This window comes from Streptomyces nanshensis (genome assembly GCF_001751255.1).
In the GTDB taxonomy this organism is placed as follows: domain Bacteria; phylum Actinomycetota; class Actinomycetes; order Streptomycetales; family Streptomycetaceae; genus Streptomyces; species Streptomyces nanshensis_A.
Window position 1 is genome coordinate 15097 of sequence record NZ_LJGW01000129.1, and the last position, 3137, is coordinate 18233.

Consider the following 3137-nt stretch of genomic DNA (forward strand, 5'->3'; position numbering starts at 1 on the left):
TGCGCCGGACACGGCGGCGGCCCGAGCCGCGCCGTGAGGCGCCCCTATATGCGCAGGAGTTGGAGCCGGTGCAGTGAGGGCGGCGCCCGTTCCGCGCCGGTGCGCGACCAGCGGTCCGTCGGTTCCGTCGCGGGAGGCGGGCCGGTCGCCGCGCTCGCGGCGGGACCGTCCATCGCGGGAGCGCCGCTCGTACCGCCCGCGGCGCACGTCGCGTCCGCGTGCGCCGTATGGCCGTCGGCGCCGCCGCACTCGCAGTCGTCGGCGTGCTGCCGACTCCCGGACGCGTCGGGGGAGTCGGGGCTCTGGGCCATGGGGTCGTGCATCTGCCCGTGATGCGACGCAGACGCAGACGCAGAGGCAGACGCAGAGGCAGACGCCGACCCCGATGCCGGCACCGACATCGAGGCTGACATCGACGCTGACATCGATGGTGGCGACGACATCGACGCTGACGACGACGGCCACGGGCCCAGCCCGTGCATCGCGAGCAGCCCGCCCAGTACGGCCATGACCAGCAACGGCAGCGCCCAGGCCCGTCCCTGGAGGGCGCGCGCGGAAGACCCCGCCGGGCGGTTGCCGATCACCCGGGCATCGTACGGCGAGAGATCCGGCGCCCGGCCGGGGGTTGTGCGCCACGGCAGAACTTTCGCCCCGCGCGGCGGCGGCCCGCCCCCGGTTCCGCCGCGCCGCCCGCGGCACGCCGCGCCCCCGTACGAGCACGTGTCCGCCCGTGATCGCGTGGTACACACACGCCCATGACGGCGGAGGTGAGGGCGTGTTCGCGGGGCTGAGGAAGCCGGAGGGTCACCCCTCGCGCACCGTCGCGGCAGCCGAAGTGCTCGCGTGGTGGGCGGTGCTGACGGTGCTGTGGCTGATGCTGATCTCGACGGTGGACGTGGTCGAGGTGGTCGTCGGCACGGCTCTCGCCCTGCCCGCCGCTGCCGCCGCCAGGGCGGCACGGCTGGCGGCCCGGCGTACGGAGGTGCGCTCCCGGTGAGCGCCTCCGAAGGCTGGCTCGCCGCGGCCGTCGTGCCCCTGCTGGGTCTGCTGCCCGTCCTCTGGTACGCGGCGACGGGCGCCCCGAGCAGCCGGCTCGTCGCCCAGAACCTGGCCCAACTGCTCGGCGCGCTCGCCCTGTTGCTCTCCGCCCAGGGCTTCGGCCGTCCCGACTACCTGGACGTGGCGCTCGTCCTCGCCGTCCTCGCGCCCGCGGGCACCCTCGTGTACGCGCGCTTCCTCGGCGGGCTGCCGCCGGCCCGGGTCGTGCGCTGGACCGCGCTCGTCGGCGTCCCGTCGGCCGTGGTGCCGCTGTGCGTGGCGGCCGGGCCGGGCCGTCAGGCGGTCAAGGTGCTGGTGATCGGGGCGCTGCTGCTGGCGGGTGCGCTGGTCACCAGCGGAGGGTCGCAGTCCAGTACGGAGACGGAACCGGAGCCGGAGCCCGACGCGGAGCCCGGCAGGGACCCCCGTCCGCGGCCGGCCCCGGCGCCGGACTCGCCCCCGCGGGAGGCGTCCCCGCGTGACTGACGTGCTTCTCGCCCTCGCCCTGCTCCTCGTCGCCGTCACGGCGACCGCGGCCGTGCTGAACCGCGAACCGGTGCGCCAGGCGCTCGTCCTCTCCTTCCTCGGACTCGCGCTCGCGCTGCTCTTCACCTTCGTACAGGCGCCGGACGTGAGCCTGTCGCAGCTCGCCGTCGGCTCGGCGGTGACACCGCTGATGATCGTGCTGACGGTCCGGAAGGTACGGCGCGACGCGGGCACCGGTCCCGGTCCCGGCCCGGATTCCGGCCCTGACCCCTCTGCGAACACCGGCCCGGCTCACGGGCGTTCCGGAGGCGACGGCCCCGGCGAAGGAGGGCGGCGGTGACGCGGCGCGGCAGGCTCGTGCTCTTCCTGGCGGCGGCGGCCGTCGTCGCGGCGCTGCTGGCCGCCGCCTTCGTCGCGCTGCCGCACTTCGGCGGCGCCCACCACCCGTACGGGGAGCGCGCGGTACGCGCGGCGTTCGCGCACCGCACGGCCAACGCCATCGCCTCCGTCAACTTCGACCAGCGCGCCTTCGACACCCTCGGCGAGGAGAGCATCCTCTTCGCCGCCGTCCTCGGCGCCCTGGTGCTGCTCCGGCAGACCGCGGGCGAGCGGCGCCGCCCGCCCCGTCCGACCCGCGTCTCCCCGGCGATCCGCCGCCTCGGCGTGCTGCTGCTGCCGGTCACGCTGCTCGTCGGCCTGTACGTCGTGGCACACGGTCAGATCACGCCCGGCGGCGGATTCCAGGGCGGAGTCGTCGTGGCCACGGCGCTCCATCTGCTCTATGTCGCCGCGGACTACGGGGCGTTGGAGCGGCTGCGTCCGCTGTCGCTGTACGAGATCGGGGACGCCGCGGGCGAGGCCGCCTACGCCGTCACCGGCATCGCGACGGTGCTCGCGGGGTCGGCCTTCCTCGCCAACGTCCTGCCGTGGGGGACGTTCGGGACGCTGTCCTCGGCCGGCACCGTCGTCGTACTGAACGCCGCCGTCGGCATGGAGGTGGCCTGCGGCGTGGTCGTACTGCTCGCGACGTTCCTCGACCAGGCCCTGGAGATCGAGAAGCCGGAACCGCGGCAGGGCGACGGGTCCGCCCGTCCCGGAGGAGGCGGCGGATGAGCGTGCTGCCCTACCTCGTCGCGGGCTGGATCTTCCTCATCGGTGTGTACGGGCTGGTGACCAGCCGCAATCTGATCCACGCCGTCGGGTGTCTGGCCGTCACCCAGTCCTCCACGTACGTGCTGCTGCTCGCGATCGGCTACCGCGACGGCGGCACCGCGCCCGTCTACGCGAGCGTGCCCCGCGACGCCCGCGTCGTCGACCCCGTCGTCCAGGCGCTGACCCTCACGGACGTCGTCGTCGGCGCCACCGTCACGGCGCTGCTGCTCGCGCTCGTCATCCAGCTCAACAAGCGGCACGGCACGATCGACCCCGACGAGCTGTCGGCTCTGAAGGGCTGAGCGGGGGTGGCGGCGGAATGAACGCGGCGCGGCTGCTGCCGCTCGTCGTCGCGGTGCCGCTGCTGGGCGCGGCCCTGCTCGCCGCGGTGGCGCGACGGCTGCCGCGTGCCGCGTCGGACGCCGTCGCCGTCCTCTTCGCCTCGCTCTCCGCCGCCCTCG

General features: G+C 75.1%; 6 protein-coding genes. 5 read left to right on the forward strand and 1 reads right to left on the reverse strand.

All coding sequences use genetic code 11. From position 1 onward, the window contains the following. Positions 1 to 44: 44 nt before the first annotated feature. Entirely contained in the window at positions 45 to 509 is a 465-nt protein-coding gene (locus AN218_RS35290) for a DUF6153 family protein (RefSeq protein WP_275936960.1), read from the reverse strand. A 266-nt stretch (positions 510 to 775) separates the two neighbouring features. On the opposite strand from AN218_RS35290, the gene AN218_RS07540 reads away from it, so the two are divergent. Genes AN218_RS07540 through AN218_RS07560 form a run of 5 tightly spaced genes read left to right on the forward strand, consistent with a single transcriptional unit; the run spans position 776 to position 2978 of the window. Next, positions 776 to 997, forward strand: coding sequence for a hypothetical protein (locus AN218_RS07540; protein ID WP_338059599.1), 222 nt, complete (start codon positions 776 to 778; stop codon positions 995 to 997). After that, entirely contained in the window at positions 994 to 1524 is a 531-nt protein-coding gene (locus AN218_RS07545; protein ID WP_070015985.1) for a monovalent cation/H+ antiporter complex subunit F, read from the forward strand. The genes AN218_RS07540 and AN218_RS07545 overlap by 4 nt, the downstream gene beginning before the upstream one ends. Further along, positions 1517 to 1864, forward strand: a complete 348-nt coding sequence (locus AN218_RS07550; protein WP_079131910.1) for a hydrogenase subunit MbhD domain-containing protein — start codon at positions 1517 to 1519, stop codon at positions 1862 to 1864. Before AN218_RS07545 ends, AN218_RS07550 begins: the two co-directional genes overlap by 8 nt. Continuing rightward, positions 1861 to 2637 carry an MnhB domain-containing protein gene (locus AN218_RS07555; protein WP_070015986.1) on the forward strand — a complete coding sequence of 259 codons (777 nt, stop codon included), beginning with the start codon at positions 1861 to 1863 and terminating at the stop codon, positions 2635 to 2637. Before AN218_RS07550 ends, AN218_RS07555 begins: the two co-directional genes overlap by 4 nt. After that, positions 2634 to 2978 (forward strand): sodium:proton antiporter, encoded by a 345-nt coding sequence (locus AN218_RS07560; RefSeq protein WP_070015987.1) that lies wholly within the window; start codon positions 2634 to 2636, stop codon positions 2976 to 2978. Before AN218_RS07555 ends, AN218_RS07560 begins: the two co-directional genes overlap by 4 nt. Positions 2979 to 3137 lie beyond the last annotated feature (159 nt).

What these genes read in the sequence shown, in the direction of transcription:
- AN218_RS07560 (WP_070015987.1), top strand. Translation starts at nt 2,634, where the DNA reads ATGAGCGTGCTGCCCTACCTCGTCGCGGGCTGGATCTTCCTCATCGGT.
- AN218_RS35290 (WP_275936960.1), bottom strand. Translation starts at nt 509, where the DNA reads ATGGCCGTACTGGGCGGGCTGCTCGCGATGCACGGGCTGGGCCCGTGG.